Origin of the sequence: Limnospira platensis NIES-39, assembly GCF_026000695.1 — a bacterium.
Lineage (GTDB): Bacteria > Cyanobacteriota > Cyanobacteriia > Cyanobacteriales > Microcoleaceae > Limnospira > Limnospira platensis.
Genome location: NZ_AP026945.1, coordinates 5681020 through 5705673, shown reverse-complemented (window position 1 = coordinate 5705673; position 24654 = coordinate 5681020). Strand labels below are relative to the sequence as shown.

Sequence of the window (24654 nt, the reverse complement as noted above, 5' to 3'; positions counted from 1 at the left end):
GGTGCTGGCAACATAACTAAATTTTTAGTACGGTTTTCGTCCATTGTTTATGGCGGTTTTCGTACTGTTTTAGTTTCGTATATTTTTCCTTCGGCAACTGTCCATCCATATGTGAAGTCCTCATCACCCTAAGCCCCTCTCGCCAAGATCGCAATGGGTTTCGGATTGTGCTTCATAGATGTAAAAACTGCTTGTTCAAGCCTTTTTGATCAATTGACTATAAAAACTTCAAAAATTTCTAGATGGAAATACTAGGACTCTCAGAATTACGAAACCGCACCCAAGGTTCTCCAGAAATCACCATCGCCGTCATGGATGGCCCCGTCGATCGCACCCACCCCTGTTTCCAAGGTGCTAACCTCACCACCCTGCCCACCCTCGTCCCCCATGCTGCCCGCAGCGACGGCAGTATGTCCGGCCATGGCACTCACGTCACCAGCATCATTTTCGGGCAACCCGACAGCGACATTCCTGGCATTGCGCCCCAATGTCGGGGTTTGATTGTCCCTGTGTTTCCTGACGATCGCTGTAGTGCCAGCCAACTTGACCTCGCCAGAGGCATTGAGCAAGCCGCCAACGCCGGAGCGCACATCATCAACCTCAGTGGCGGTCAGTTAAGCGACTTTGGGGAAGCTGAGGGCTGGCTGGAAAACGCCGTCCGCCTCTGCCAGGAGCGGAACATTCTGCTCGTAGCGGCGGCGGGTAACGACGGGTGCCAGTGCCTGCACGTCCCCGCCGCCCTCCCCGCCGTCCTAGCCGTGGGTGCGATGGATGCTCGCGGGCAACCCTTGGACTTCAGTAATTGGGGGTCTAAGTACCAAACCCAGGGCATCCTTGCTCCGGGCGAGCAAATCTTGGGGGCCAAACCCGGCGGCGGGACGGAACGGCTCAACGGCACCAGCTTCGCCACCCCTATTGTTTCCGGGGTTGCTGCCCTGTTGTTGAGCCTGCAAGTCGAGCGCGGCGAAACCCCTGACCCCGCCCGGGTGCGTCAAATCCTGTTGCAGAGCGCCCTGCCCTGCGATGCCGCCCTGCCTGCCGATGCCCAGCGATGTCTGGCAGGCCGAATCAATATCGCTGGAGCTTTAACCTTACTCACTGGAGGAAATATGTCTGAAGCACAAGAAGCCGTCACCCCCGCAGGTGTAGAACCATCGAGCGGTTGCGGCTGCGGCGGGGGTTTGTCTGTCCCCGATGCCACCCCGGCTCAGGAGGAGCCACAAGCTGCGGTCACTCCCAGCAACACTGTCCAATCATTCACCCCTACTCAATCTACCCCTATGACCTCTAGCAACGCCGTCACTCCCAGCCAAGCCCCCAGCGAACTTGCATCCAGCCAACTGGTTTATGCCTTGGGTACCTTGGGCTATGACTTCGGTTCCGAAGCCCGCCGCGACACCTTTAAGCAACTGATGCCACCCTTTGAAATCAGCGAGGGCGTGTCGGTGCCAGCTAACCCCTATGATGCCCGTCAGATGGTGGACTACCTGGCCAGCGATATTTCTGAGGCTCGGTCTTTGATTTGGACGCTCAATATTGAGTTGACTCCGGTCTATGCCATTGAACCTAAAGGCCCCTTCGCCCGTGAAGCCTATCTGGCTCTGCAAGAACTCCTGGCGGGTCAAATTCAGCCGGAACATGACGACGACTACATTGAGCGGGTGAGTATTCCGGGCATCTTGACCGGGCGCACCGTGAAGCTATTCTCTGGGCAAGTTGTGCCGGTCATCGAACCCCAAAGCACTCGCGGACTCTACGGTTGGAAGGTTAACAGTCTCGTCAATGCCGCCTTTGAGACGGTACAGGCAGCCGAAGGTGAAGCCGATCGCGATGCCATGAGCCGCACCCTAGGCAGTTTCCTCAACCGGGTCTATTACGACTTACGAAACCTGGGCACAACGTCTCAAGACCGCGCCCTCAACTTCTCCGTCACCAATGCCTTCCAAGCCGCTTCCACATTCAGTCAAGCCGTCGCCCAAGGGATGGAACTGGACAGTATCACCGTGGAGAAAAGCCCGTTCTGCCGGATGGATAGCGACTGCTGGGATGTGAAACTGAAGTTCTTCGACCCCGAAAACAGCCGCCGCGCCAAGAAAATCTTCCGCTTCACCATCGATGTCAGCGATTTGATTCCGGTGACGTTGGGCGAAGTGAAGAGTTGGTCTTCGCCGTATTAATCCTCAAGGTTTGAGGCGGAGGAAAAGTCAACTTTTTAGCTGCCTCTCCTCTTTTTTCCGTTCCTAGTTCTTAATATACCCATCAAAAAACAATGACATTTCCTAAACAATCCGCCCCGGTTAAACGACCTCATTTCACCCAACCCGCCTTAGCGGTGGATTTGGAGGATGGGGAGATCGAGGATTTGGTGCATATTCGGATGGATCTGCTTCACGGTGCGAACTATAACGACCCGGCGGTATTTGTCCCGCGCAGCTACAACCAAGTGATGCACTCTGGCTTTGCCTCAATGGGTCGTTTTTTCTAACCCCAGAACATTGCCAATTTTTACTGTTCTTATTGAAATAAGGAGACGATGATGGCGAAAAAAAACACCCCAAAAAATCCAGATGATCTACCGGAAACTGCTCCGGCAGCTAACCCGGCAACACCACCCGCGCCAGCGCAAAAATCCTATGTTCCCACAGCGATGACGGGGCTTCAGGATTATTCCTACTGGTGGGAGTATGCCCGTAAACACGCCAATAAACCCAAACCTAACAGTAAAACCTTTCGCCGAGGGCGGATTTGGGCCTGAGTCTTGGCTGCGAATTGATCCCTTGAGCCTTGAGGCGATCAGGGCATTGTGAGGTGAGAGGGGGGAGCAAGGGGACTGACGCCTAGGGTTAAGTTTACCCCATCGCCTCGTTACCCTTTTCTCGGCTCCCCTACCCTCCGAGTTGCTGCTTCAGATTACGAATAGCTGCACTGGTATTCCTCTGATAGGCAATTTCTAAACATTGAGCAACGAGATCGGCTGGGTTTACCGCCGGGAAATATTGGCTTTGGGATGTGATGCCGTATTCATTGCCCTGAAGTTGGTAAATCATCAGTTGCTGGTTTTGAAATAGCCATACTTCTGGCACTTGATAGGGCAGATAATCCTGCACGTCTGAGTAGCTAGTGATGTCAATTTCTAACACCAAATCTGGCGGGGGTCATTGCGCCAATCAATCCGTTCCTTACCGGAAACCGCTTGCCAATGGTCAATGTAGAAACAATAATCTGGTTCAATCCCGCTTTCTTCTGGCAGTTGCATGGTTACGGGTGTAAAAGCATCGTATTCTCGCCCGTGATTATCCAACAAGGTTGTAATGATGGCAGCAATCAAATGAGCATCACGACCATGCTTAGGTAAAGGCGACATCAACTTTTGCGAATCCAGAACGATATTTAAGCCGGGGAATGGAACCCTCTCCGCGCTGTTCGCACAATGCTTGATATTCCTGCCAGGTGGCAGGCGATCGCATCACTGTTCCGGGCGAAAGATAAAGTTTTTGGGGTGAAACGACGGTCAACATTTCTTCACCGTATCTGGGTTTTTGCCTGATCAGTATTGTACTAACCCTTATCTTCCTCTACCCTATGTCCTTCCAAATCAAACCCCACTACCACATCGAAATCATCCCCCCCAAACAGGTCTATCTCCTGGGGGAACAAGAAAACCACGCCCTCACCGGGGGACTCTACTGCCAAATTCTTCCCTTTCTCGACGGCAACCACTCTCGCGAACAAATTGCCGACAAGCTCAACGGTGAAGTCCCCCTTGACCATATTGATTTCGTTCTCAATCGCCTGAGCGAAAAAGGCTACCTCATTGAGTCTGCACCAGAATTGACTCCCGAAGTGGCTGCTTTTTGGAGTGAGTTAGGTATTGCCCCCGCAGTAGCCGCCCAAGCCCTCAAACAACCCGTCACCCTCAAAACCGTCGGCAACCGCATCAGTGAGGGTATGGTTGACATTCTAGGTACGGCTCTGCGTGATTTAGGCATTCCCCTCCAACCCACCGAAGCCGCCCTCACCATCGTCCTCACCGACGACTACCTTAACCCCGACTTAGCGACAATCAACCGTCATCAGGTCGAAACCGGCCAACCCTGGATTTTAGTCAAACCCCTAGGCAGTGTCCTCTGGCTGGGCCCAGTCTTCAAACCGGGGGAAACGGGCTGCTGGCACTGCCTCGCCCAGCGTTTGGAAGGCAACCGGGAAGTTGAAGCTTCGGTACAGCGGGAGAAATACGCTGCTGGCCAAACCAACGGCAACATCCCTCACACCGTCAATAGTTACCTCCCCACAGCCCGCGCCGCCTTGCCTTCGACCTTGCAGACGGCCCTTCAGTTTGCGGCGACGGAAATCGCCAAATCCCTCGTGATTGCCCAGTCCTCTACGCCTTCCCCCACCCTGGAGGGCAAATTAATCACCTTCAACCAGCGCACCCTGGACTTCAAAACCCACAGCCTCATCCGCCGCCCCCAATGCCCCACCTGTGGCGACCCGGAAATCCTCCAGCGTCGGGGGTTTGAGCCGGTGATTCTGGAATCTCGCCAGAAACATTTCACCCGCGACGGCGGCCACCGCGCCCTCACTCCCGCCCAAACGGTACAGCAACATGAGCATTTAATCAGCCCGATTACGGGGGTGGTGACGGAATTGGTGCGCGTCACTGACCCGGCTAACCCTCTGGTGCATACCTACCGGGCGGGCCATGCCTTTGGGGGGGCAACTTCCCTGCGGGGACTCCGTAGCACGTTGAAACATAAGAGTTCGGGCAAGGGCAAAACCGACAGCCAATCCCGCGCTAGTGGTTTCTGTGAGGCGGTGGAGCGCTATTCGGGAATTTACCAGGGGGATGAACCGCGCAAACGGGCGACCTTTGCGGAGTTGGGGGAGTTGGCGATTAATCCTGAAGATTGTCTCTGTATTAGTGACAGCCAATTTGCCCGCCGTGAGGAGATTAATCAAAATCGCCAAGCTGCCCACGACTGGATTCCCCAACGGTTTGACCCTGACCAAAGCATTGACTGGACTCCGGTTTGGTCGTTAACAGAACAACGTCACAAATACTTACCCACGGCTTTTTGTTACTACAACTATCCGATGCCGAAAAATCAACGCTTTTGCAAGGCTGACTCCAATGGCAACGCGGCGGGGAACACCCTAGAGGAGGCGATTTTACAAGGGTTTCTGGAATTGGTGGAACGGGATAGCGTGGCTTTGTGGTGGTATAACCGCTTGCGTCGTCCGGCTGTGGATTTGAGCAGTTTTGATGAGCCTTACTTTTTGGAATTGCAGCAGTTTTATGGGGAGAATGACCGGGAATTGTGGGTGTTGGATTTGACGGCAGATTTGGGGATTTCTGCTTTTGCTGGGGTGTCGCGGCGGATGGTGGGCGAGTCGGAACGGTTGATTCTTGGTTTTGGGGCGCACCTCGACCCGACTATTGCGATTCTCCGCGCCCTGACGGAGGTGAATCAGTTGGGGTTGGAACTGGATAAGGTGCCCGATGACCAACTGGATGGGGATGCGAAACTCTGGCTCTTGGAAGCGACTTTGGAGAATCAGCCTTATTTGGCTCCTGACCCGACGCAACCTTTGAAAACGATGCAGGACTATCCGAAACGTTGGGGGAATGATATCCGCGAGGATGTGCGGACTTGTGTGGAGATTGTGGGAGGGGCTGGGTTGGAAACGTTGGTACTGGATCAAACTCGCCCGGATATTGGTTTGAATGTGGTCAAGGTGATTGTGCCGGGAATGCGTCATTTTTGGTCGCGGTTTGGGCCGGGTCGTCTCTATGATGTGCCGGTTCGGTTGGGTTGGCGGGAGACTCCGACACCGGAAGGGGAGATGAACCCGATGGCGATGCCGTTTTAGCTCTAAATAGGGGAGGCTATTTGAAATATTTGTTTGGCTCATTTTGGCGGTTTTAAACAGGGAAAATGGATTAAACAGTTGTTGTTGATAATCCTTTAATGGCTTGCAATGTCGTGTGATATTGCACTATTTTCTCAAGCGTTGGAAGTTGATAAAAAACGGAAAAATGAAAGTTGAAAAATATCAAAAAACCTGTTGACAAGGCAAGTGAATGTGTTAATATCTTGAGCAACAAAGTTAATGCTAATTCACCCGATAATACCCTCACTCTAAATCCTTATCCCAAGTGAGGGAGAGGGACTTTAAACCCCTCACCCTAAATCCCTCTCCCAAGTGAGGGAGAGGGACTTTGAGAACCGAGTAGGTTATTGAGCAGGCTGTAAAAGTTAAGACAAAGTTTGGACTGATTGTCAGTCCAAATCCAACAGAATTTTCAGAGTTTTCGTGCTGCCTAGCCTACCGCTACAGCCCATAGCAGCACCCACAGGCTTCTTGACCATAAGAAGGGATTGACCGCCCTAAGCGGTCAAACTGTCAACCTAACAAAGAGTGGAAAACTCCAATGGATAAGAAAAACATCACCCCCAACCCCCAACAGCCCGTTGACCGCGTTCCTTCGGGTCAACTGCCTAGCGCTTTGGCTGAATTGAGTGAAGAGGCGATCGGCTCCCTTGAGGCCCTTCCCGCCGGGCGAGGCGGCTTGCCGCCGTGTGTGTGTTCTTATGATGGTGACGACGAGTAGTCGCCATCGAATTCTACCACAGGCCCAATCGATCCTCAAACTTCTTGTGAGGACTGCCAGGGCACTGGGTTCGCCTCGATGAATTGACGGGCAACCGTTGATACCTCGGGACTTTCCGATACCTGGCACGCTGCTGGGGTGGAGGGAGCATCACTCCCTGGGGCCCCTCTTCCCCCGATCCAGAGTTTTGTTGGACGGAATTGGGTGCTACCCCAAACGAGAATTTTCGTGCCGCGCTCACGGCTACCGGGCAGCACAAACAGGCTTCTTGACAATAAGAAGGGACTGACCGCCCTAAGCGGTCAAACTGTAAACCTAACAAATGAGTGAAAAACTCCAATGGATAAGAAAAACATCTCCCCCAACCCCCAACAGCCCGTTGACCGCGTTCCTTCGGGTCAACTGCCTAGTGCTTTGGCTGAATTGAGCGAAGAGGCGATCGGTTCCCTGGCCCTGGCCTCGGGACTGGTGTTGATGCCTTGTTTTTGTTCCTATGAGGGTGACGACGAGTAGTCACGGTTGATTTTACCACAGACCAAATCGATCCTCAAATCGGCTGTGGAGTCAGTCAGGGCACTGGGTTCGCCTCGATGAATTGACGGGCAACCCTCGATACCTCGGGGCTTTCCGATACCTGGCACGCGGTTGGGGTGGAGGGAGCATCACTCCCTCTGCCCCTCTTCCCCCGACCTAGAGTTTTGTTGGACGGAATTGGGTGCTACCTCAAACGAGAATTTTCGTGCCGCGCTCACGGCTACCGGGCAGCACAAACAGGCTTCTTGACAATAAGAAGGGACTGACCGCCCTAAGCGGTCAAACTGTAAACCTAACAAATGAGTGAAAAACTCCAATGGATAAGAAAAACATCACCCCCAACCCCCAACAGCCCGTTGACCGCGTTCCTTCGGGTCAATTGCCTAGCGCTTTGGCTGAATTGAGTGAAGAGGCGATCGGTTCCCTGGCCCTGGCCTCGGGACTGCCTGGGATGCCTTGTTTTTGTTCCTATGAGGGTGACGACGAGTAGTCACGGTTGATTTTACCACAGACCAAATCGATCCTCAAATCGGCTGTGGAGTCAGTCAGGGCACTGGGTTCGCCTCGATGAATTGACGGGCAACCCTCGATACCTCGGGGCTTTCCGATACCTGGCACGCGGTTGGGGTGGAGGGAGCATCACTCCCTCTGCCCCTCTTCCCCCGACCTAGAGTTTTGTTGGACGGAATTGGGTGCTACCTCAAACGAGAATTTTCGTGCCGCGCTCACGGCTACCGGGCAGCACAAACAGGCTTCTTGACAATAAGAAGGGACTGACCGCCCTAAGCGGTCAAACTGTAAACCTAACAAATGAGTGAAAAACTCCAATGGATAAGAAAAACATCTCCCCCAACCCCCAACAGCCCGTTGACCGCGTTCCTTCGGGTCAACTGCCTAGTGCTTTGGCTGAATTGAGTGAAGAGGCGATCGGCTCCCGGTAGGCCCTGCCCGCCGGGCTCTGCGGCTTGCCGCCTATGTTTTGTTCTTATGATGGTGACGACGAGTAGTCGCCATCGAATTCTACCACAGGCCCAATCGATCCTCAAACTTCTTGTGAGGACTGCCAGGGCACTGGGTTCGCCTCGATGAATTGACGGGCAACCGTTGATACCTCGGGACTTTCCGATACCTGGCACGCTGCTGGGGTGGAGGGAGCATCACTCCCTGGGGCCCCTCTTCCCCCGATCCAGAGTTTTGTTGGACGGAATTGGGTGCTACCCCAAACGAGAATTTTCGTGCCGCGCTCACGGCTACCGGGCAGCACAAACAGGCTTCTTGACAATAAGAAGGGACTGACCGCCCTAAGCGGTCAAACTGTAAACCTAACAAATGAGTGAAAAACTCCAATGGATAAGAAAAACATCTCCCCCAACCCCCAACAGCCCGTTGACCGCGTTCCTTCGGGTCAACTGCCTAGTGCTTTGGCTGAATTGAGTGAAGAGGCGATCGGCTCCCTTGAGGCCCTGCCCGCCGCCGGGTGCGGCTTGCCGCCTATGTTTTGTTCTTATGATGGTGACGACGAGTAGTCGCCATCGAATTCTACCACAGGCCCAATCGATCCTCAAACTTCTTGTGAGGACTGCCAGGGCACTGGGTTCGCCTCGATGAATTGACGGGCAACCGTTGATACCTCGGGACTTTCCGATACCTGGCACGCTGCTGGGGTGGAGGGAGCATCACTCCCTGGGGCCCCTCTTCCCCCGACCCAGAGTTTTGTTGGACGGAATTGGGTACTACCCCAAACCAGAATTTTCGTGCCGCGCTCACGGCTACCGGGCAGCACAAACAGGCTTCTTGACAATAAGAAGGGACTGACCGCCCTAAGCGGTCAAACTGTAAACCTAACAAATGAGTGAAAAACTCCAATGGATAAGAAAAACATCTCCCCCAACCCCCAACAGCCCGTTGACCGCGTTCCTTCGGGTCAACTGCCTAGTGCTTTGGCTGAATTGAGTGAAGAGGCGATCGGCTCCCTTGAGGCCCTTCCCGCTATATGGGAAAGTGGTGTTGGTTTTTGTTCCTATGAAGGTGACGACGAGTAGTCGCGGGCTAATTCTACCACAGACCAAATCGATCCTCAAATCGGCTGTTGAGTCAGCCAGGGCGCTTGGTTCGCCTCGATGAATTGACGGGCAACTGCCGATACCTCGGGGCTTTCCGATACCTGGGGTCGGGTCGGGGGCTTTCCCCCCCCCCGGCCCCTCTGCCCACGACCCTGACCCTCGGTTTTCATCCCGGCGAATAACCGACTGCCCCAATGACACTTTTTCATGGGTTTACTTTTGGGTTTGTAGCGGTTGCAAAACCCCCGATATTTCCGAGCGCAATCCTCCAAAGTTGTCCCCAACTGCAAGAAAGCTGGATGCCACTGGGTCAAGCCGTCATCGGTCAGTTTTTCATAACTACCGTAGTTGCTGAACTCGTAGAAAAAGGTAGACCGCATTTTCGCCGCTCTGGGATTGCCGTGGATGTAGCGCAGGGTATTTAAAGCTCTGTCTTTGTCCCTGGCGGGAAACCCCTCTGCAAAATAGCGCTTTTCCCAAAAGTGTCCTGTGCGGTTGAGCATTCGGTTAAAGCACATAGCAGTGTACCAATTGAGAAAATGCATGATTTTGGGTAAATCTTCTGGCTGTTTCGGTTCGATGAGGTAATGGACATGGTTACTCATAATGCACAGGGCGTAAAGTCGGAAATTAAACTTGTTTACCGCCCGTTTGATGGCATAAAGAAATACCTCCCGACAGGCTTGACTCGACAGCTTAAACTCGCGATTGTTGCACCGCGTTGTGACGTGGTAGGCGTATCCTGAGTGCAAATTTCTGGGGTTTCTGGACATTTTTCTGTAAAAATTCTGCAAAGACATCATTAAAGGCATTATTCATGAACTGTACCTCTGTTCTCCAACAAAATCATTTGCGGGAAAAGCGACTGCAATTTATTCGCGCCCATCAAACTGCCTTTGATGTCGAGCCAGTTTTTCCCCTACAAGTGTTTGAAGACTTCGTGTTTGGTGTTGAAGGGGATTGCACAATTGAGGCATCTTGTAAGGTTGAGTCCGACCATTTAATTGCCTCCCGATTTCTCTTGTTTTTTCAAGAAATGACTCAATCATGGCCCCAAAAATTAGACCAAGCTTTTAGGTTTTTTCATCAAACCGAAAATCAGGTAGGCGTTCGTTTAGACTATGGCTTGCTGCAGCATTTCTTGGGGGATGACTTCGACTTTAGCAAGATATCGGTTTTATCCACTGGCATCGACCTGCGGCAAAACTTGGCCGACTCTAGCCTGAAAATGCACATCACGATTGAAGACTATCCCGAAAAAATTGCAACTGCCTTCAGCTTGGCTAAACTTCCTAGGGACAAGTTTCACCAAATTCTGTTATCATCTGTCTCTTTGATTGGGTTTGATTTTTATCTGGATGGCCGCAGTGAAATCGAACTATATGCCAGCCTGAAAGAAGAAGAATTTAACTCTCCTCATGTCCAATCTTTTCTTACGTCAAATTTCTGTGCTTCTGCCTTAAAACCCCTTGCTGCTTCTAGTGCTTTTTATATGGGTCTGTCTATAGCAAATGAAAATCCAGTTCTATATTACCTACTCAAAAACAAGCAAGAACTACAGAATTATTTTCGACTAAATGATACGGGAAATCGGGTGCATTCTTTATTATAACCAGCAAGAAATCCTTCCCCACGCCTGGGTTGGTGTAGCCGAACAAGAGCTACAACAACAAGGAAGAATTGAAAATATTCGTCTCTATTACTATCAAAAATTTGCAGCAGGGATGACTTGAAAACGAGGCAGACAAAATTTCTCCACTTCTAGCGACATCCACTTAAAAGTTTTGTGTGCTGCGCCCACCGCTACACGGGCAGCACTATCCAGGCTTCTGATCATCTAAGAAGGGACTGACCACCCTAAGCGGTCAAACGGAAAACCTAACAAATATAAAGTGAAAAACTCCAATAAACCAGAAAAACATCTCCCCCAACAGCCTGTTGACGGCGTTCCTACTGGAGAAGTTGTTCTCACCCCGTCTCCCTTTCACTCCGCCACCTGGCAAATACTCTCAAGCCCAAACCCGATTCAGGCTGAGGGTAAACCCCGGTAACACTGTTTCGCCGGATAGTGTATTGGGATTCTCCAAAACTTCCACCCCTTGCCCCGGACGGTAAATTTCCACTCGTTTGTTTTTAGGATCGATGAGCCAGCCCAACTTTGCACCATTCTCGATATATTCTGCCATTTTGCTCCGGAGGTCTTGGAGGGTATCGCTCTTGGAGCGCAACTCCACTACAAAATCAGGACACAAGGGGATGAATCCCTCCTGCTGCTCTGGGGTAAGAGCATCCCACCGCGCTTGGCTAACCCAGGCTGCATCGGGGGAGCGATTTGCGCCATTGGGTAGTTCAAAGCCGGTGGAGGAGTCGAAGGCTGCGCCAAGCGTTTCGTTCTCTTCAAACCAGACACTCAATTGTCCTGTAATGCTGAGATTACGCTTGCCAGTCTTGCCGCCTGTGGGTGGGTTCACAATTAGTTCTCCTGTTGCAGTGCGTTCCAGCCGTAGCTTACGGTTGGCAGCAGCGAGGGCGGCAAACTGCTCCGGCGTGACACACAGAGCCAGTTGATCGGGAAGTTGGAGAGATAACGGTTCAGGACAACCTCGTACCATCATTCACCTCATGCGACTGGATTCCTTCTCTATTTTACCTTAAATGTTGGCTTGAAGGCTCTCGGTTTCACCGATGAGATGAAAAGCCAACCAATATGGAAACAGCGAAGCACAATTAATACTCTGGAGAGTCTTGGCTCTCCACAGATTTTTTAATAAGAACTCTAAATGTTCTTTCTGGAATACTTTTCTCCGATATTTAGTCACCAACACAATATGAACAGTAAGATTAAACGTAGCCCTGCGGGTCTTAGAGTAATTGGCTTCCATAACTATTGGCAGCTTGTACGGTGAGATGATATAATGATAACATAACACATTGAGAGGTCGAGTCAATGCGAGTCATGGAGTTTAAGGTTAAAGCTAAACCAAAACAACAAGTAGCTATCCTAGAAGCTATTAGAATAGGACAGTTCATTCGGAATAAATGTCTTAGACTCTGGATGGATTCCCAAAGAGAAGATAAAGTAAATTATTCTTCTTTTTGCAAATTTGTAACAACGTTGAGTAATGATACTCCGTTTGTAAGTAATCTTAACTCTAGGGCTCGTCAAGCTAGTGCCGAAAGAGCTTGGTTCGCCATCTCACGTTTCTATGACAACTGCAAAAAAGGGTTAGCTCGAAAAGGCTACCCTAAATTCAAGAAGTCTTCAAGGTCTGTGGAATATAAAACTTCGGGTTGGAAATTATCAGAAGATAAAAAATCTATCCACATCACAGACAAGACTGGAATAGGATGTCTAAAGCTGATCGGATCTTATAATCGTCAGATTTTAGATAAGTCATTAATCAAGAGGATTAGGCTGATCAAAAGGGCTGACGGATTCTATTGCCAATTTGTCCTAGACCTTGAACGAGTAGAACCCCTTGATTATACAGGAAAGGAAATAGGAATTGATGTGGGCTTAAACCATTTCTTGACTGACTCCAATGGAGAAAAAGTAGACAATCCTCGATTTCTTCGTCAAGCTGAGAAGCGTTTAAAGAAGGCACAGCGTAAGCTATCTAAGAAGAAAAAAGGAAGCAACAAGCGTCAAAAGCAAAAGTCAAAAGTAGCCCGACTTCATTTAAAAGTCTCTAGACAACGTAAAGATTTTGTTGTTAAGACAGCAAAAGCGTTAATCCAATCTAACGATTTGGTCGTCTATGAAGATTTGAAGGTTTCTAATATGGTGAAAAACAGAAAGCTGGCTAAGTCTATTAGTGATGCAAGTTGGTCTATGTTCACCAATTGGCTGGACTACTTTGGACAAATCCACGGGAAGTTTGTCCTAGCGGTCAATCCACAATATACCAGTCAAGAATGTTCTAATTGTGGTTCCATTGTCAAGAAAACATTGTCTATTAGAACTCATATTTGTTCTTGTGGCTGTGTTCTAGACAGAGATGAAAACGCCGCTATCAACATACTTCGTAGAGCCAATACTGTCGGGCGGACAGGAATTTAAGCCCTCGGACAGACTACCCACTGTCTATTAGGTGAGAGCTTAGTAGATAAGGTAACTGGTTGAACAGGGAATCCCTCGCTTTTAGCGATGGGAGCGTCAAAGAGAATGCTACTGATTCACCTCGTCTCCCCTTCACCCCCTCACCCTCTCCCAAAACAGAATTTCCGTGCCGCCCTGGCCGCTACGCAACCGCAGCACCCACAGGCTTCTTGACAAGAAGAAGGGACTGACCACCCCAAGCGGTCAAACTGATAAACCTAACAAAGAGTGAAAAACTCCCATGAACCAGAAAAACATCTCCCCCAACAGCCCGTTGACGGCGTTCCTACTGGAGAAGTTGTTCTCACCCCGTCTCCCTTTCACTCCGCCACCTGGCAAATACTCTCAAGCCCAAACCCGATTCAGGCTGAGGGTAAACCCCGGTAACACCGTTTCCCCGGATAGTGTCTTGGGATTCTCCAACACTTCCACCCCTTGCCCCGGACGGTAAATTTCCACTCGTTTGTTTTTAGGATCGATGAGCCAGCCCAACTTTGCACCATTCTCGATATATTCTGCCATCTTGCTTCGGAGGTCTTGGAGGGTATCGCTCTTGGAGCGCAACTCCACGACAAAATCAGGACACAAGGGGATGAATCCATCTTGCTGTTCTGGGGTCAGGGCATTCCAGGGATCTGGGCTGACCCAGGCAGCATCAGGGGAGTGGTTTGCTCCATTGGGCAACTCGAAACCTGTGGAGGAGTCAAATGCTCTGCCATTGCCCCCTTCTTCTTCAATCCAGCGAACCAGAAAGTAATTGATTTTGCTGTTGCGGTAGCCAGTATTGCCGCCTGTGGGTGGATTCACGATGAGTTCTCCGGTTGCGGTACGTTCAAGTCGAAGCTCACGGTTGACCACGGCCAGGGCCGCAAACTGCTCCGGCGTGACACACAGAGCCAGTTGATCGGGAAGTTGGAGAGATAAAGGTTTAGGAGGAATTGATACCACGACGATTCACCTCACGCGGTTTGATTGCTTCTCCATTCTAGGCAGAGCAGAATTCAAAGCTCAAATCAGCCCCTTTTCCTGCACACTCCGCCATGATTAAACATAGTTGATATTTTAAGGACAATGAGTTCAAATCCTTTTACGATTTCCCTGAGTGCTGAAATTCAAATCAATCCCTCCGAAAGCGGTTACACCCTCGGCGGGGCTGCTGACGCTGATGGCATATCCCCGGCCCTGAGAGTGCCTGCGTTGCCCGGGTTTGAAAATGCGATCGCCCTGTCACCCCATCCCCTTCCCTACTCATCAGTCAGCGATCGCTGTTGGCTTGAAAACCGCCGAATTCTGCTTTGAATTTCCTCTATGATCCTGTCCACCTCTGTCAGGTCACTGGGTAGGAGATGGGCAGACAGGATTTTTAGCAGGTTCTCAAGATCGACTGAATAGTTCAACAGGAGGAGAAGAATGTCGTTTTCGTAAATACTGGCTCGACTAAATTGCCCCTGTCGATAAAGAGACGGTAGGGCATAGCATTTCAGCAGCACAAGTCCTTCTACTGTGGCACACCGAATGATGCGACTTCCAAATTGTCTATCTATCGAAAATTGTTCTAAAACTTCCTTGAATAGCTTGTTTTGGGTTAAAAAAATGTCGATCTGCAATGAATCAAATAAGCCCCGTATAAGATCCTTATCTTCATCATTGATGACTACTTCGGGCAGAACATCCAAATCCGAACGAGCCAGAATCAAGTCAATGTCTTGAGTATTGCGACCTTCCACATAGCTCAGGAGGGCGACTCCTCCAACCAGTAAGTAATTGATGTTTCTGTCAGCCAATGTGTTAAAAAGCAATTCAACCGTTTGAAAAAAAACGTCTCGTTCAGGCATTGCCTTTGACCAGTTTTTTACATCAAATAAGATACCATTTCTAATGATTTCCCCAATGGCTGCTGTCATTTCCTTCCCTCTGTAACATTACCCCTCTAGAACTTATGCGTACCTATCCCTTTGCGGTTTCCCTCAATTCCACCATTCAGGTCAGCACCACGGCAGACGGCTATGCCATCAGCCCCGCGAATACCGATCCTGGCCAATCCATTGCTCCCTCTATGGTAACTCTCCCTGCCATCACCGGGATGGGCGATGCCCTGGCCCACTTACAAGCAGGAACTGCAACTCTCCAGCAGTTGACCCAAACCCTGAGCGCACGGGAGGGGGTGGAAGCGGGAGAACAGTTAGCCGCCACATTGCAACAGATGGGCGATCGCGGCTGGTTGCAGTATGCTGTATTACCGTTGGCGATCGCCGAGCCAATGGTGGAGTCCGCCGAACTTGACCTCAATTCCCCCCACTGGACACAAGCCAAGGTCAGCCTATCGCGCTTTGCCTACCAACGCAGCCATGCAGGGGGGATGGTGCTGGAATCCCCCTTATCCAAATTTCGAGTCAAACTGCTGGACTGGCGATCGAGCGCCATCTTAGCCCAACTCGCTCAACCCCAACCCCTCGGTTGGGTCACGCCACCCCCCCAAATCGGGGCAGAAACCGCCTATCAATTCTTAAATTTATTATGGGCGACAGGGTTTCTCACCGTCGAAACCGAAGCCCCAGAACTGAAACTGTGGGAATTCCATAACCTGCTCTTTCACAGCCGTTGTCGCCAAGGTCGCCACGACTACCCCACAGGCGATATTGCCGCCAGTTTGGATATTTGGGACGAGTTTCCCGTAGTCAAACCACCCATGAGCGGGCATATTGTCCCCCTGCCGCAACTGAGCATTGATGCCATTCGCCAACGGGATAAAACCCTGACGACGGCGATTGAAAAACGGGCATCGATTCGCGAATATGATGAGAATCACCCGATCACCATTGAGCAATTGGGGGAGCTACTCTACCGCACCGCCCGCATTAAGGAAATTTATACCCATGATGCCGAACAAGCTGAACTGCTCAAAGCCCAATTCGGTGAAGATTTCGACTGGGGGGAACTCAGCCGCCGTCCCTATCCCTGTGGCGGCGCGATGTATGAACTGGAAATCTATCTGGCGGTGCGCCGCTGTGCAGGGGTGAAACCGGGACTTTATCACTATGACCCACTCAATCATCAACTGGCTCAAATTGATGCGGCTGATGCCGATATTCAGGCCCTGCTTAAAGATGCTCACCAGTCCAGTGGTGAACAGGGAATGCCTCAAGTTTTACTGATGATTACGGCGCGGTTTGGGCGGCTGTTCCGCAAGTATCGATCGCTCGCCTATGCCCTAGTTCTCAAGCACGTCGGTGTCCTGTATCAGAACCTTTATTTAGTCGCCACCAATATGGGATTGGCTCCCTGTGCATTGGGGGCGGGAGATAGCGATCGCTTTGCCCAAGCGACGGGATTAGATTACGTTGTCGAGTCCTCTGTGGGCGAGTTTATGTTAGGTTCGCTGCCTAATCGAGAGATTGAATCCAGTGGGATAGATCATTCAGCAACGGATGTTGTGAGTGCTTCTGAATTGGAGATAGAAGTTGAAGCCGAATCCCCATCTGTTGAACCGAGCGAACTCGAAACCCAAGCAATCCTTCACCCCTCCGAATTGGATTCACAAATTGAAGCCGAATCCGTATCTGTTGAACCGAGCGAACTCCAAACAATGAACCCCTCTGAATTGGAGGATTCTGTCGGGTTGAGTGCAGTCGAAACCCAAGCTACGACGGCCCAACATCCCCACGACCTCGACGATCGCATCCCCGGACTGGCGGAACTCCGCAACCAAACCCTCGGCGACCCGCGCATCACCATCGTCATTCTCGATGGCAACCCGGATCACACCCTCTCCTGTTTTGAAGGGGCAGAAGTCTCCAAAGTCTTCCCCTACTGGCATCCTCCTGCCGAACCCGTTCCCACAGAGGCTTATCATCAATTTCAGGCGATCGGCAATGATGACACTTTAGATAAAGACCAAAAAGCCGAAGCCCAAAAAGCCGCCTTAAGCGAACCACTCCTCAAACGCATCCACGGGGATAACCATGCCTGTCACATCACCAGCACCATTGTGGGTCAAGAAAACACCCCCTCGCCCGGACTCGCGCCTCGCTGTCGTGTGATTAACATCCCCCTGAATACCACGGGCACCGATGAAGAATTCATCTCACCCCTCAGTCTGGCTCGTGCCTTTGAACTGGGTCTGAATTTAGGGGCGAATATCATCCACTGTGCCGCCTGTCGCCCGACCCAAACCGGGGAAGGGGAAGAACTCCTGCTGCAAGCCCTGAAGAAGTGCCAAGACAACAACATTCTGATTGTCGCTCCCGCCGGGAATAACAAGGGAGAATGCTGGTGTATGCCCGCTTCCCTGCCGGGAGTGCTATCTGTGGGGGCGTTGAAACCTGACGGCACACCCTATAAGTTCAGCAATTGGGGCGGTAACAATGCCTTAGAAGGGATCATGGCTCCGGGGGGTGAAATTCTGGGGGCACAACCGGCCAATGAAGCACCTGTGCGCCTTCAGGGAACGAGTATGGCGGCTCCGGTGATGACGGGGTTGTGCAGTTTGCTGATGAGTCTGCAATTGCAACAGGGTAAACCTGTCGATGCGGAAGCGGTGCGAGCCGCGCTATTGAATACGGCAATTCCCTGTACTCCTGATGATACCGACGAACCGGAACGCTGTCTACGGGGTAAGGTCAATCTCCCGGGTGCGATGGGGTTGTTGTTCGGGTCTTCGGTGACGGTTTCTTTTGCCGGTGAGCAAGTCACCCGGACTGAGCATACTGGCGTTATTCCTGCGGCTTGGGTTGCACCGTTGACTGCTTCTCCTGAAGCTAACGCCACGGGGGACAACGTGGGTATAGAGACTGCTGCGGTTAGCTTTCCTTTGTCAATCCAACCTACAGATTTAACGGCTTCTAGTGTCAAACCGAGTAAAGCTCACTCAGGAAATGTCTATGTTCTGGGCACAATTGGCTATGATTTTGGAGATGCGGCACGGCGGGATACGTTCAAGCAAAATATGGCTCCGGTGGATTTGAATGGGGTGATGGTGCCGCCAGACCCTTATGATGCTCGTCAGATGGTGGAACATCTCGATCGCCATCCGGAAGAGGCTCACTCGCTGATTTGGACGCTGAACCTTGAGCAAAATACTCTCTATGTTCTTGATCCAAAAGGCCCGTTTGCTAATGATATTTATGAGCTGTTTTTGGTGATGCTCAATGGGCAGCTTGAACCGGAAACGAGTGCTGAGTTCATTGAGCGAGTGAGTGTCCCTGGGCGACAAACTGACCGAACCGTAGAACTTTTTTCTGGGGAAGTGGTTCCGGTGCTGAATATTCGTCATCCTCGGGGGATGTATGGCTGGAATGTGAATGCTTTGGTTGATGCTGCTTTAGCCACTGTCGATAATATAGAAGCGGTGGGGGTAGAAAATCTCCGGGAAGGGCTGACGGCCTTTTTAAATCGGGTGTATTACGATTTACATAATATCGGGCAAACCTCCCGCGATCGCGCTCTGAATTTTGCGGTTACCAATACGTTTCAGGCGGCTGCTACCTTTGCGGAGGCGATCGCCTCTGACCGAAAACTCGACACCATCGAAGTCCAAAAAAGTCCGTACTGTCGCCTCAATAGTGACTGCTGGGATGTGCTACTCACGTTCTTTGATCCCGAAGATGGGAAGCGATCGCGCCAGGTGTTCCGCTTTACCATTGATGTGGCGGATAGTATGCCAGTAACGGTGGGGAGTATCAAACGCTGGGCAATTCCGGGGAAAAAGCGAACCGAGGGCGATCGCGCTTCACGCGCTCCAGAGTGATTTAAAATAGGGACGCACTCCCCCACTTCGCCGCCAAACAGTGGGGGAGCGTTCATGGCGATCGCCACCTAAATAACCTCGCGCCGGTTTTGGAAACCCGACAAGGGGGACTGGCATCCCCAGAACATCAAGCCTTTACAGGACGAAAACAACACGAGAATCTATCCGCCGTTGGACAATGGCGATTCTCGTGCCGAGACGCTTCGCGATCGCCGCTTAGGTAAAGGCGACATCAACTTTTGCGAATCCAGAACGATATTTAAGCCGGGGAATGGAACCCTCTCCGCGCTGTTCACACAATGCTTGATATTCTTGCCAGGTGGCAGGCGATCGCATCACACCTCCGGCCGAAAGATAAAGTTTTTGGGGTGAAACGATGGTCAACATTTCTTCACCGTATCTGGGTTTTTGCCTGATCCGTATTGTACTCACCCTATGACGGAGAAGGGGTTACGTCGCAGAATTCGCCAACAAGTTTTAGCCGGAGCGATACCGTTTTGAGAAGGGATCTCGAAAAGTTACTGGACATATTGGAAGCTATAGCGTTTCCCAATCATTGATGAACTCTCCGAGAAGTTTCTCATAATACTTCAAGCTCATTTTAACCCTTGTATACTGTTCCCTGTTCCCTTTGCTTTCCCTTGTGGATTACAACACTCAAATGGGAACGCTATATAGAACCCCCTCACCGTCGGCGCATCCACAGACAATAAACCACCGTCAGCAGCAACCACCCCGATACGCAGCCCAAACCCGCAAACATCACCGGAACCGGAGGAGTCTCTAAGGAGGAATTAAGGTGAATTTCCATCACCTGATTAACATAGGGTTCCACGAAATTACTATATGCGTCTTCTAAGGCGGCGCGTTGTTTGAATTTGTCTTGTAGATTAGCCATCACTGACCTCCTTTGTCTGTTTGAGATCAGTGTTTTTTTGGGCTACTGCCCAAGCAAATCCACAGGTAAAATCCTGAAATCCTTGCTACAATGGCTTTACCTGGTTTGGGCAACCCTCCCGTTTGGGCAAGTTTCCCCAAACCAGCACCAGTTTTCTATCGAGGGTCGTCATGGTGGGAAAATCGGGTCAGCCTTTCAAAAAAAGCCGCAAGTATGGAGAAAGCGCGGAGGACTTGCAAGACCGTCTGGATTTCGTGGCGGCGTTGCTGGCTTTGGCTGATGAGGAGATCACGATTCCCCCAGACTCACTCAAGCCACAGTTCAATCTGCAGTGGGTGAAAGAAGACGAGTTGAGGGTGTCTGGCATCGTTGTTGAGCAAAAACAGCGCAATGGACAGATTAAGCGGATAGAAAACGGGATTACTAAGAAGGATTTAGGGGTTTTATTAGAAACCTATCGCTGCACGAAAATCCTAGAATCAGCGAGAGATGAACTGATCCAAAATGCGCTATCTTGCCTTCGAGATTTGGGGATTCTGAAGGAGCATAAATCAGCCAAAACTCAAGGATATTGGAAGTTTTCGCTCTGTCTCAAACATCAAACGAAGAGAGAAGAGAACCTACAGGTTATTCGAGATAAATGGAAAGAGGCCTTTGGGAAACTGCCTGAAATTCACCATCCTCCCCAACTCACGGCGACGCTCAACCGCTGCATTTTAGGACTCAAAGGCGACTATCAAGAAGCGCAACCGCAACTCACCGAAATCACCACTACCCTGCCAAACCTGCTCAAGGATAAAACCCTCTCCATTACCAAGGTTGAGGAAGGCAGTATTATCCTGATTGTGGAGAGTTCCCAAACGGGGTATGAGCAACTTAAACGCCTGATTGGACAAGAGATTGCTGGGTTTCCGGTGGAATATGCGATCGATGAATGGCAAGATATTTGCCGTCGGATGTTACTAGAGCGGAAACCCTTAACCAGTAATACGGTTATTGGTCGGGTTTATGGCGATCGCAACTTAATCGATGAGGATTTATTTGTCGATTTAGCCCTGGTGAAACCGAAAAGCAGCCAGACTGAAAAACACCCCCAAGAGATTGACCCCGAAAAGGGTTCCGACTTGTTCACCCGTCAGGAAGAAACCATCGAGAAACGGTTTGCTTATCGGGAATTTCTCCAAGAAGTCATCAGCAACCGTAGCGAAAAACAGCTTGCCATTATTGGCGAACCGGGGGCGGGAAAAACCACCTTACTCCAGAAATTAGCCTTTTGGTTATTACAGGAAACCGATGATTTAGTGATTTGGGTTGACTTAGCAGAATTGGGAAATCAGCCCCTGGGAGAGTATTTAGAGCAAAAATGGTTCAAAGAGGCATTAGGCAAGTCCAGAGAGGAAATTAAAGCGGACTGGGGGCATAAATTTGAGGGGGGTGCAGTCTGGTTACTGTTGGATGGCTTGGATGAGATGAGCCAGAGTGACCTACAGGGGTTAAAATTCCGAGGGTGGGTGACAGATGCGCGGATAATTGTCACCTGTCGCTTGAATTTGTGGCAAGGGAAACCCAGCCAGTTACAGAACTTTCAAACCTATCTCACTCAACCGTTTCAGTTGGAACAGGTGCAGTTTATCCGGCTTCTGGTATTGCCTTTAAACTCTTATCCTGATAGCGAAGCGCGGTTATTACTCAACCCAATAACTATGCCTAGTTACTCAGATATTACTCACAATCTAGTCCTAGCATAGGAAAATAATTCTGTCAATAGGTTGATTACTCAGTCAACAAGCACAACTTAATCAATCTGTTATACGTTTATAGCTAAAAAAGCTAGGCTATCTGAAGCGTTGGAAAGATTAGAAAAGGTTCGCATTTCTTGTGAGGATGCAATTAAGTGTATTGAAAGATGGGATTCACCTGATACACTATTCTATTGTGACCCGCCTTATCCCGGTAGTACACAAGGCCACTATAGTGGCTACACGATTAAAGATTGGACAAAACTATGTCATACATTAGATTGCATAACAGGCAATTACATTGTATCGAATTATCATCAGATGATTGAACCTCAATCATTTACACAAAAAATAGAAATAAATACAGTCATGTCCGCTAGTCACAAGAAAGATGTAAAAAAGAAACGAACTGAAGTGTTATGGGTTAAAAGTAACTTAGACGGTTTTAATCAACTTCCTGAGTTAATTAACCCAGAGGCCTATAATTGTTTACTTAATACATGGAGTCAACCTAAACCCTAACAGCTAACAGATAACCCCTAACTCAATAACTTAAATGGCCCCCTATGGTTTCTGACTGTAGGGGTTCATTCATATTATTTACCAACAATATTGTTGCAACAATATTGTTGCGGGCTTATATGAATGCTTGCCTCTAATTTACCCACAATAAACACCCTAAGCCAAAACCTTAACCCGTCTATTAGGGGTAATCATTCCCGGCGGAACCCAGTACCCCTATAAATTGGAGACTTGTCTAGCGGTATGTAGGTATCGGTTTCGATGGGGAATCAATTCTCTAGGATTATGTAGGTATCAGCGAGAGATAACGAAACAAGTCACCAGTTGAAAAGTTGTTTAGGGGTATCGGGTTGGTTCCGGTAGGAGATAGTTTAGATTATGCGATCGCGTTTTGTTGGTAGCGAGTAGGTTCCTCAAGATTTCACCAATAACCTGACTCCCATAGATACCCGGCTGCCTATCCGGGTATCGTTGTACATTGATAAGGGTATCGTTGTACATTGATAAGAATATCGTTGTACATTGATAGGGGTATCGTTGTACATTGATAACCTAGTGGGTTCCCCCCTACGACTACCTTCGGCTACCTACGGCTATCGTGTTGACTTTGAAACATACCACCCCCCCTAACCGGAACAAACACTCTTGGGGGTGCGACCGATGTGATAGCAGTCAATGGTGACGCTAGGAACCGCCAGGCTTGCTATTGACGGGTATCACAAGGGAGTTACCCTATCGGTGTTTGGTTGGGGGGATGGTATGGGTATTTGACAGATTGATTAAGTTGTGCTTGTTGACTGAGTAATCAACCTATTGACAGAATTATTTTCCTATGCTAGGACTAGATTGTGAGTAATATCTGAGTAACTAGGCATAGTTATTGGGTTGAGTAATAACCGCGCTTCGCTATCAGGATAAGAGTTTAAAGGCAATACCAGAAGCCGGATAAACTGCACCTGTTCCAACTGAAACGGTTGAGTGAGATAGGTTTGAAAGTTCTGTAACTGGCTGGGTTTCCCTTGCCACAAATTCAAGCGACAGGTGACAATTATCCGCGCATCTGTCACCCACCCTCGGAATTTTAACCCCTGTAGGTCACTCTGGCTCATCTCATCCAAGCCATCCAACAGTAACCAGACTGCACCCCCCTCAAATTTATGCCCCCAGTCCGCTTTAATTTCCTCTCTGGACTTGCCTAATGCCTCTTTGAACCATTTTTGCTCTAAATACTCTCCCAGGGGCTGATTTCCCAATTCTGCTAAGTCAACCCAAATCACTAAATCATCGGTTTCCTGTAATAACCAAAAGGCTAATTTCTGGAGTAAGGTGGTTTTTCCCGCCCCCGGTTCGCCAATAATGGCAAGCTGTTTTTCGCTACGGTTGCTGATGACTTCTTGGAGAAATTCCCGATAAGCAAACCGTTTCTCGATGGTTTCTTCCTGACGGGTGAACAAGTCGGAACCCTTTTCGGGGTCAATCTCTTGGGGGTGTTTTTCAGTCTGGCTGCTTTTCGGTTTCACCAGGGCTAAATCGACAAATAAATCCTCATCGATTAAGTTGCGATCGCCATAAACCCGACCAATAACCGTATTACTGGTTAAGGGTTTCCGCTCTAGTAACATCCGACGGCAAATATCTTGCCATTCATCGATCGCATATTCCACCGGAAACCCAGCAATCTCTTGTCCAATCAGGCGTTTAAGTTGCTCATACCCCGTTTGGGAACTCTCCACAATCAGGATAATACTGCCTTCCTCAACCTTGGTAATGGAGAGGGTTTTATCCTTGAGCAGGTTTGGCAGGGTAGTGGTGATTTCGGTGAGTTGCGGTTGCGCTTCTTGATAGTCGCCTTTGAGTCCTAAAATGCAGCGGTTGAGCGTCGCCGTGAGTTGGGGAGGATGGTGAATTTCAGGCAGTTTCCCAAAGGCCTCTTTCCATTTATCTCGAATAACCTGTAGGTTCTCTTCTCTCTTCGTTTGATGTTTGAGACAGAGCGAAAACTTCCAATATCCTTGAGTTTTGGCTGATTTATGCTCCTTCAGAATCCCCAAATCTCGAAGGCAAGATAGCGCATTTTGGATCAGTTCATCTCTCGCTGATTCTAGGATTTTCGTGCAGCGATAGGTTTCTAATAAAACCCCTAAATCCTTCTTAGTAATCCCGTTTTCTATCCGCTTAATCTGTCCATTGCGCTGTTTTTGCTCAACAACGATGCCAGACACCCTCAACTCGTCTTCTTTCACCCACTGCAGATTGAACTGTGGCTTGAGTGAGTCTGGGGGAATCGTGATCTCCTCATCAGCCAAAGCCAGCAACGCCGCCACGAAATCCAGACGGTCTTGCAAGTCCTCCGCGCTTTCTCCATACTTGCGGCTTTTTTTGAAAGGCTGACCCGATTTTCCCACCATGACGACCCTCGATAGAAAACTGGTGCTGGTTT

Annotated in this window: 26 protein-coding genes and 3 pseudogenes; 18 read left to right on the top strand and 11 right to left on the bottom strand. The window is 50.0% G+C overall.

Annotated features, from left to right (window positions below; translation table 11 throughout):
* Nucleotides 1-242 precede the first annotated feature (242 nt).
* From N39L_RS27840 to N39L_RS27830, 3 genes are all read left to right on the top strand, one after another.
* Complete coding sequence (locus N39L_RS27840; RefSeq protein WP_014276990.1) at nucleotides 243-2177, top strand: S8 family peptidase; 1935 nt, start codon at nucleotides 243-245, stop codon at nucleotides 2175-2177.
* A gap of 92 nt (nucleotides 2178-2269) precedes the next feature.
* The gene (locus N39L_RS27835; RefSeq protein WP_006616603.1) at nucleotides 2270-2485 is read left to right on the top strand and encodes a cyanobactin biosynthesis system PatB/AcyB/McaB family protein; all 216 of its coding nucleotides are present in this window, start codon (nucleotides 2270-2272) and stop codon (nucleotides 2483-2485) included.
* Nucleotides 2486-2536: 51 nt separating this feature from the next.
* Nucleotides 2537-2755, top strand: a complete 219-nt coding sequence (locus N39L_RS27830) for a cyanobactin biosynthesis PatC/TenC/TruC family protein (RefSeq protein WP_006616604.1) — start codon at nucleotides 2537-2539, stop codon at nucleotides 2753-2755.
* A 130-nt stretch (nucleotides 2756-2885) separates the two neighbouring features.
* On the opposite strand, the pseudogene N39L_RS27825 reads toward N39L_RS27830, so the two are convergent.
* Nucleotides 2886-3467: pseudogene (locus N39L_RS27825) on the bottom strand (Uma2 family endonuclease).
* A gap of 115 nt (nucleotides 3468-3582) precedes the next feature.
* Here N39L_RS27825 and N39L_RS27820 point away from each other — a divergent pair.
* The 7 genes and pseudogenes from N39L_RS27820 (at nucleotide 3583) to N39L_RS27790 (ending at nucleotide 9189) form a co-directional block, all read left to right on the top strand.
* On the top strand, nucleotides 3583-5871 hold the full coding sequence (locus tag N39L_RS27820) for a TOMM precursor leader peptide-binding protein (RefSeq protein WP_014276985.1): 2289 nt from the start codon (nucleotides 3583-3585) through the stop codon (nucleotides 5869-5871).
* A gap of 562 nt (nucleotides 5872-6433) precedes the next feature.
* Nucleotides 6434-6613: a DUF5837 family cyanobactin class RiPP gene (locus N39L_RS27815; protein WP_014276984.1), complete on the top strand. Its 180-nt coding sequence runs from the start codon at nucleotides 6434-6436 to the stop codon at nucleotides 6611-6613.
* A gap of 339 nt (nucleotides 6614-6952) precedes the next feature.
* The gene (locus tag N39L_RS27810; protein WP_014276983.1) at nucleotides 6953-7126 is read left to right on the top strand and encodes a DUF5837 family cyanobactin class RiPP; all 174 of its coding nucleotides are present in this window, start codon (nucleotides 6953-6955) and stop codon (nucleotides 7124-7126) included.
* A gap of 337 nt (nucleotides 7127-7463) precedes the next feature.
* A complete protein-coding gene (locus tag N39L_RS27805) occupies nucleotides 7464-7637 on the top strand; it encodes a microcyclamide/patellamide family RiPP (RefSeq protein WP_014276982.1) in 174 nt (57 codons plus the stop codon).
* Nucleotides 7638-7974: 337 nt separating this feature from the next.
* A pseudogene (locus tag N39L_RS27800) lies at nucleotides 7975-8154 on the top strand (DUF5837 family cyanobactin class RiPP).
* A 339-nt stretch (nucleotides 8155-8493) separates the two neighbouring features.
* Nucleotides 8494-8673: a DUF5837 family cyanobactin class RiPP gene (locus N39L_RS27795; RefSeq protein ID WP_014276980.1), complete on the top strand. Its 180-nt coding sequence runs from the start codon at nucleotides 8494-8496 to the stop codon at nucleotides 8671-8673.
* Between the two features lie 339 nt (nucleotides 8674-9012).
* Complete coding sequence (locus tag N39L_RS27790; RefSeq protein ID WP_014276979.1) at nucleotides 9013-9189, top strand: microcyclamide/patellamide family RiPP; 177 nt, start codon at nucleotides 9013-9015, stop codon at nucleotides 9187-9189.
* Nucleotides 9190-9224: 35 nt separating this feature from the next.
* Here the strand turns inward: N39L_RS27790 and N39L_RS27785 are convergent, their stop codons facing one another.
* Entirely contained in the window at nucleotides 9225-9962 is a 738-nt protein-coding gene (locus N39L_RS27785; protein WP_231852500.1) for a transposase, read from the bottom strand.
* Nucleotides 9907-10029, bottom strand: coding sequence for a hypothetical protein (locus tag N39L_RS27780; protein ID WP_286133318.1), 123 nt, complete (start codon nucleotides 10027-10029; stop codon nucleotides 9907-9909). The genes N39L_RS27785 and N39L_RS27780 overlap by 56 nt, the downstream gene beginning before the upstream one ends.
* Between N39L_RS27780 and N39L_RS27775 the strand changes: the two genes are divergently transcribed.
* Both N39L_RS27775 and N39L_RS27770 read left to right on the top strand, forming a co-directional pair.
* On the top strand, nucleotides 10028-10822 hold the full coding sequence (locus N39L_RS27775; RefSeq protein WP_006617852.1) for a LynF/TruF/PatF family peptide O-prenyltransferase: 795 nt from the start codon (nucleotides 10028-10030) through the stop codon (nucleotides 10820-10822). The two genes, N39L_RS27780 and N39L_RS27775, sit on opposite strands and share 2 nt — an antisense overlap.
* Nucleotides 10788-10943, top strand: a complete 156-nt coding sequence (locus N39L_RS27770; RefSeq protein ID WP_014276977.1) for a DUF5838 family protein — start codon at nucleotides 10788-10790, stop codon at nucleotides 10941-10943. The genes N39L_RS27775 and N39L_RS27770 overlap by 35 nt, the downstream gene beginning before the upstream one ends.
* Nucleotides 10944-11219: 276 nt before the next feature.
* Here N39L_RS27770 and N39L_RS27765 read toward each other — a convergent pair whose 3' ends face one another.
* The gene (locus N39L_RS27765; protein WP_014276975.1) at nucleotides 11220-11822 is read right to left on the bottom strand and encodes a Uma2 family endonuclease; all 603 of its coding nucleotides are present in this window, start codon (nucleotides 11820-11822) and stop codon (nucleotides 11220-11222) included.
* A gap of 39 nt (nucleotides 11823-11861) precedes the next feature.
* Nucleotides 11862-12092, bottom strand: coding sequence for a transposase (locus N39L_RS27760; protein ID WP_050856800.1), 231 nt, complete (start codon nucleotides 12090-12092; stop codon nucleotides 11862-11864).
* A gap of 65 nt (nucleotides 12093-12157) precedes the next feature.
* On the opposite strand from N39L_RS27760, the gene N39L_RS27755 reads away from it, so the two are divergent.
* Nucleotides 12158-13270: an RNA-guided endonuclease InsQ/TnpB family protein gene (locus N39L_RS27755; protein ID WP_006617854.1), complete on the top strand. Its 1113-nt coding sequence runs from the start codon at nucleotides 12158-12160 to the stop codon at nucleotides 13268-13270.
* Nucleotides 13271-13654: 384 nt separating this feature from the next.
* Here the strand turns inward: N39L_RS27755 and N39L_RS27750 are convergent, their stop codons facing one another.
* Nucleotides 13655-14257, bottom strand: a complete 603-nt coding sequence (locus N39L_RS27750) for a Uma2 family endonuclease (RefSeq protein ID WP_006617855.1) — start codon at nucleotides 14255-14257, stop codon at nucleotides 13655-13657.
* Nucleotides 14258-14380: 123 nt separating this feature from the next.
* Between N39L_RS27750 and N39L_RS27745 the strand changes: the two genes are divergently transcribed.
* The gene (locus N39L_RS27745; protein ID WP_126277547.1) at nucleotides 14381-14608 is read left to right on the top strand and encodes a hypothetical protein; all 228 of its coding nucleotides are present in this window, start codon (nucleotides 14381-14383) and stop codon (nucleotides 14606-14608) included.
* Here the strand turns inward: N39L_RS27745 and N39L_RS27740 are convergent.
* Complete coding sequence (locus tag N39L_RS27740) at nucleotides 14554-15213, bottom strand: hypothetical protein (protein WP_006617856.1); 660 nt, start codon at nucleotides 15211-15213, stop codon at nucleotides 14554-14556. The genes N39L_RS27745 and N39L_RS27740 overlap by 55 nt on opposite strands.
* A gap of 35 nt (nucleotides 15214-15248) precedes the next feature.
* Between N39L_RS27740 and N39L_RS27735 the strand changes: the two genes are divergently transcribed.
* Nucleotides 15249-19055, top strand: coding sequence for a PatA/PatG family cyanobactin maturation protease (locus N39L_RS27735; protein WP_006617857.1), 3807 nt, complete (start codon nucleotides 15249-15251; stop codon nucleotides 19053-19055).
* 216 nt (nucleotides 19056-19271) lie between these two features.
* Here N39L_RS27735 and N39L_RS27730 read toward each other — a convergent pair whose 3' ends face one another.
* Both N39L_RS27730 and N39L_RS27725 read right to left on the bottom strand, forming a co-directional pair.
* Entirely contained in the window at nucleotides 19272-19442 is a 171-nt protein-coding gene (locus N39L_RS27730; protein ID WP_006617858.1) for a hypothetical protein, read from the bottom strand.
* 298 nt (nucleotides 19443-19740) lie between these two features.
* The gene (locus N39L_RS27725) at nucleotides 19741-19953 is read right to left on the bottom strand and encodes a hypothetical protein (protein WP_014276972.1); all 213 of its coding nucleotides are present in this window, start codon (nucleotides 19951-19953) and stop codon (nucleotides 19741-19743) included.
* Between the two features lie 170 nt (nucleotides 19954-20123).
* Between N39L_RS27725 and N39L_RS27720 the strand changes: the two genes are divergently transcribed.
* The 3 genes and pseudogenes from N39L_RS27720 to N39L_RS27710 all read left to right on the top strand — a co-directional run bounded on the left by N39L_RS27720 (nucleotide 20124) and on the right by N39L_RS27710 (nucleotide 22214).
* Nucleotides 20124-21701 (top strand): NACHT domain-containing protein, encoded by a 1578-nt coding sequence (locus N39L_RS27720; protein ID WP_014276969.1) that lies wholly within the window; start codon nucleotides 20124-20126, stop codon nucleotides 21699-21701.
* A 99-nt stretch (nucleotides 21702-21800) separates the two neighbouring features.
* Nucleotides 21801-21896: pseudogene (locus tag N39L_RS27715) on the top strand (DNA adenine methylase); the annotation flags it as partial.
* 165 nt (nucleotides 21897-22061) lie between these two features.
* Nucleotides 22062-22214, top strand: a complete 153-nt coding sequence (locus N39L_RS27710) for a hypothetical protein (protein ID WP_231852507.1) — start codon at nucleotides 22062-22064, stop codon at nucleotides 22212-22214.
* Nucleotides 22215-22550: 336 nt separating this feature from the next.
* On the opposite strand, the gene N39L_RS27705 is transcribed toward N39L_RS27710, so the two are convergent.
* Together N39L_RS27705 and N39L_RS27700 are read right to left on the bottom strand one after the other, a co-directional pair.
* Complete coding sequence (locus N39L_RS27705; protein ID WP_014276971.1) at nucleotides 22551-22715, bottom strand: hypothetical protein; 165 nt, start codon at nucleotides 22713-22715, stop codon at nucleotides 22551-22553.
* 329 nt (nucleotides 22716-23044) lie between these two features.
* Nucleotides 23045-24622: an NACHT domain-containing protein gene (locus N39L_RS27700; protein ID WP_014276969.1), complete on the bottom strand. Its 1578-nt coding sequence runs from the start codon at nucleotides 24620-24622 to the stop codon at nucleotides 23045-23047.
* Between the last annotated feature and the right edge of the window lie 32 nt (nucleotides 24623-24654).

What these genes read in the sequence shown, in the direction of transcription:
- N39L_RS27840 (WP_014276990.1), top strand. Translation starts at nt 243, where the DNA reads ATGGAAATACTAGGACTCTCAGAATTACGAAACCGCACCCAAGGTTCT.
- N39L_RS27835 (WP_006616603.1), top strand. Translation starts at nt 2,270, where the DNA reads ATGACATTTCCTAAACAATCCGCCCCGGTTAAACGACCTCATTTCACC.
- N39L_RS27830 (WP_006616604.1), top strand. Translation starts at nt 2,537, where the DNA reads ATGGCGAAAAAAAACACCCCAAAAAATCCAGATGATCTACCGGAAACT.
- N39L_RS27820 (WP_014276985.1), top strand. Translation starts at nt 3,583, where the DNA reads ATGTCCTTCCAAATCAAACCCCACTACCACATCGAAATCATCCCCCCC.
- N39L_RS27815 (WP_014276984.1), top strand. Translation starts at nt 6,434, where the DNA reads ATGGATAAGAAAAACATCACCCCCAACCCCCAACAGCCCGTTGACCGC.
- N39L_RS27810 (WP_014276983.1), top strand. Translation starts at nt 6,953, where the DNA reads ATGGATAAGAAAAACATCTCCCCCAACCCCCAACAGCCCGTTGACCGC.
- N39L_RS27805 (WP_014276982.1), top strand. Translation starts at nt 7,464, where the DNA reads ATGGATAAGAAAAACATCACCCCCAACCCCCAACAGCCCGTTGACCGC.
- N39L_RS27795 (WP_014276980.1), top strand. Translation starts at nt 8,494, where the DNA reads ATGGATAAGAAAAACATCTCCCCCAACCCCCAACAGCCCGTTGACCGC.
- N39L_RS27790 (WP_014276979.1), top strand. Translation starts at nt 9,013, where the DNA reads ATGGATAAGAAAAACATCTCCCCCAACCCCCAACAGCCCGTTGACCGC.
- N39L_RS27775 (WP_006617852.1), top strand. Translation starts at nt 10,028, where the DNA reads ATGAACTGTACCTCTGTTCTCCAACAAAATCATTTGCGGGAAAAGCGA.
- N39L_RS27780 (WP_286133318.1), bottom strand. Translation starts at nt 10,029, where the DNA reads ATGAATAATGCCTTTAATGATGTCTTTGCAGAATTTTTACAGAAAAAT.
- N39L_RS27770 (WP_014276977.1), top strand. Translation starts at nt 10,788, where the DNA reads ATGATACGGGAAATCGGGTGCATTCTTTATTATAACCAGCAAGAAATC.
- N39L_RS27765 (WP_014276975.1), bottom strand. Translation starts at nt 11,822, where the DNA reads ATGGTACGAGGTTGTCCTGAACCGTTATCTCTCCAACTTCCCGATCAA.
- N39L_RS27760 (WP_050856800.1), bottom strand. Translation starts at nt 12,092, where the DNA reads ATGGAAGCCAATTACTCTAAGACCCGCAGGGCTACGTTTAATCTTACT.
- N39L_RS27755 (WP_006617854.1), top strand. Translation starts at nt 12,158, where the DNA reads ATGCGAGTCATGGAGTTTAAGGTTAAAGCTAAACCAAAACAACAAGTA.
- N39L_RS27745 (WP_126277547.1), top strand. Translation starts at nt 14,381, where the DNA reads ATGAGTTCAAATCCTTTTACGATTTCCCTGAGTGCTGAAATTCAAATC.
- N39L_RS27740 (WP_006617856.1), bottom strand. Translation starts at nt 15,213, where the DNA reads ATGACAGCAGCCATTGGGGAAATCATTAGAAATGGTATCTTATTTGAT.
- N39L_RS27735 (WP_006617857.1), top strand. Translation starts at nt 15,249, where the DNA reads ATGCGTACCTATCCCTTTGCGGTTTCCCTCAATTCCACCATTCAGGTC.
- N39L_RS27730 (WP_006617858.1), bottom strand. Translation starts at nt 19,442, where the DNA reads ATGTTGACCATCGTTTCACCCCAAAAACTTTATCTTTCGGCCGGAGGT.
- N39L_RS27725 (WP_014276972.1), bottom strand. Translation starts at nt 19,953, where the DNA reads ATGGCTAATCTACAAGACAAATTCAAACAACGCGCCGCCTTAGAAGAC.
- N39L_RS27720 (WP_014276969.1), top strand. Translation starts at nt 20,124, where the DNA reads ATGGTGGGAAAATCGGGTCAGCCTTTCAAAAAAAGCCGCAAGTATGGA.
- N39L_RS27710 (WP_231852507.1), top strand. Translation starts at nt 22,062, where the DNA reads ATGTCCGCTAGTCACAAGAAAGATGTAAAAAAGAAACGAACTGAAGTG.
- N39L_RS27705 (WP_014276971.1), bottom strand. Translation starts at nt 22,715, where the DNA reads ATGTACAACGATACCCTTATCAATGTACAACGATACCCGGATAGGCAG.
- N39L_RS27700 (WP_014276969.1), bottom strand. Translation starts at nt 24,622, where the DNA reads ATGGTGGGAAAATCGGGTCAGCCTTTCAAAAAAAGCCGCAAGTATGGA.